We start from the raw sequence: 2,500 nt of genomic DNA on the forward strand, positions 1-2,500 counted from the left end.
CACAGACCAGGGGGTAGCGACTGTTTATCAAAAACACAGGGCTCTGCGAAGTCGCAAGACGACGTATAGGGTCTGACGCCTGCCCGGTGCTGGAAGGTTAAGAGGAGGGGTGCAAGCTCTGAATCGAAGCCCCAGTAAACGGCGGCCGTAACTATAACGGTCCTAAGGTAGCGAAATTCCTTGTCGGGTAAGTTCCGACCTGCACGAATGGCGTAACGACTTCCCCGCTGTCTCCAGCATAGACTCAGTGAAATTGAATTCCCCGTGAAGATGCGGGGTTCCTGCGGTTAGACGGAAAGACCCCGTGCACCTTTACTATAGCTTTACATTGGCATTCGTAGTGGCATGTGTAGGATAGGTGGTAGGCTTTGAAACCTGGGCGCCAGCTCAGGTGGAGCCACCCTTGAAATACCACCCTTATCACTATGGATGTCTAACCGCGGCCCGTTATCCGGGTCCGGGACAATGTATGGTGGGTAGTTTGACTGGGGCGGTCGCCTCCTAAAGAGTAACGGAGGCGCGCGATGGTGGGCTCAGAACGGTCGGAAATCGTTCGCTGAGTGCAATGGCATAAGCCTGCCTGACTGCGAGACTGACAAGTCGAGCAGAGACGAAAGTCGGTCATAGTGATCCGGTGGTCCCGCGTGGAAGGGCCATCGCTCAACGGATAAAAGGTACGCCGGGGATAACAGGCTGATGACCCCCAAGAGTCCATATCGACGGGGTTGTTTGGCACCTCGATGTCGACTCATCGCATCCTGGGGCTGGAGCAGGTCCCAAGGGTATGGCTGTTCGCCATTTAAAGCGGTACGTGAGTTGGGTTCAGAACGTCGTGAGACAGTTCGGTCCCTATCTGCCGTGGGTGTAGGAATATTGAAAGGATCTGTCCCTAGTACGAGAGGACCGGGATGGACGGATCTCTGGTGGACCTGTTGTGGCGCCAGCCGCATAGCAGGGTAGCTATATCCGGACGGGATAACCGCTGAAGGCATCTAAGCGGGAAACCCACCTTAAAACGAGTATTCCCTGAGAACCGTGGAAGACGACCACGTTGATAGGCCGGGTGTGGAAGAGCGGCAACGCTTGAAGCTTACCGGTACTAATAGTTCGATCGGCTTGATCGTTCTCATTCCTAATACCCATTTGATGAAGTCAAATGGTCTGACCAGCGCTCACGCATGAGCGGCCCTTACGGGCCTATGCTCCGCGAGGGCGCCGGACGACCGGCGACGCGCAGTCGCGCTTGCGGGCTTTGCCCGGAAGCAAACTGCGGATGTCGCTCAGGCACAAAAAGACAGGTGAAGAGCAGTGAGCCAATGGCGAATAGGTATCCCCTACTCACTATTCGCTACTCACTATTCCCTATTCCAGCTTCTCGAATAACGTGCGTTTTGCCGACCTGGTGGTTATGGCGGAGCGGCTGCACCCGATCCCATTCCGAACTCGGCCGTGAAACGCTCCAGCGCTGATGGTACTTCGTCTCAAGACGCGGGAGAGTAGGTCGCTGCCAGGTCTGCAAAACGCACGTTCAAACTCTCATCCAATCGGATGACCGTGAAATCTTCTCTGCACGTCGTTCGATGCATGTCGTTGCCCCAAACCGCTAACACTTTTGGGCAACATCCATAAAGGCCCGCCAAGGGATCCCGGGCCGCTCTAAGCGGCCCTTTCATTTGGCAAAGCCAAAAGCAAGCAAACGCTTGCCTAGATCGGCAAGCAAACGCTTGCCTAGAGGTGACGCGGGGTGGAGCAGCCCGGTAGCTCGTCAGGCTCATAACCTGAAGGTCACAGGTTCAAATCCTGTCCCCGCAACCAAACAAAACGGCCCGCCTGGCTCTATGCCGGCGGGCCGTTCGCGTTCCGATCTCTCCGCACAGAAATTCGAACCCATCAGCCCCCCAAACCAAGCCAACAAAACCTCACAAAGAAAACGGCCGCCAGAGTCCAAATCGGCGGACCGTTGCCTATCCGGATCGCCGTGGAGTCGATCCACTCTGTTCAGGACCCGCAAAAAGGCGCCGCCGACGCGCGGGACAAATCAAATCAGCGAAGGCATGGCGACGGCGTTCAAGATCGATGGCCGCCAAGCATGAAACAGATTGGCCGGTTGGGCTTTAACTCAGCTGGTCTCCTCACACGCTTTCGGATGCGGGTAGCACGGGCCGCGGCCCTCCGCTCCACAGAACTGTCCCAATCGTTATTTCAATTCTGCCGGATCGGGTGACCCCGCTTGAGCGCGTGGTGACGGTGAAACGCGTTCGAGGCGGCAGAATGCTCCTCTGCCACATAATATCTTCCAGGAGGTGCCATGCCCAATTACGCTTTGAACGACCACCATGAGCAATTCATCAAGCGGCAACTCGAATCAGACCGCTACAACAACGCCAACGAGGTTGTCCGCGCCGGCCTACGCATGCTCGAGGACTTCGAGGCGGAGCGGCAAAAGTGGTTGCGCGAGGAAATTCCGCACGCCTGGCGGCTCCAGCAGAATCCGACGAAG

The 2,500-nt window shown here is 56.6% G+C and carries 1 protein-coding gene, 1 tRNA gene and 2 rRNA genes (2 of these 4 only partly in view); all 4 read left to right on the top strand.

Going from position 1 to position 2,500, the window contains the following annotated elements:
* Positions 1-1,124 (top strand): 23S ribosomal RNA (locus tag FJ543_RS10825) (it extends 1,708 nt beyond the left edge of the window).
* A gap of 274 nt (positions 1,125-1,398) precedes the next feature.
* Positions 1,399-1,513: ribosomal RNA gene (rrf, locus tag FJ543_RS10830) — 5S ribosomal RNA — on the top strand.
* A gap of 225 nt (positions 1,514-1,738) precedes the next feature.
* Positions 1,739-1,815, top strand: a tRNA-Met gene (locus FJ543_RS10835).
* Between the two features lie 493 nt (positions 1,816-2,308).
* Positions 2,309-2,500 carry the 5' portion of a type II toxin-antitoxin system ParD family antitoxin gene (locus FJ543_RS10840; RefSeq protein WP_140875019.1) on the top strand. It continues 69 nt past the right edge of the window, so 192 of the gene's 261 nt are visible here — the first part of the coding sequence; it begins with the start codon at positions 2,309-2,311; its stop codon lies off the right edge, out of view.

Source organism: Mesorhizobium sp. B2-5-7, assembly GCF_006440875.1.
Classification (GTDB): Bacteria; Pseudomonadota; Alphaproteobacteria; order Rhizobiales; family Rhizobiaceae; genus Mesorhizobium; species Mesorhizobium australicum.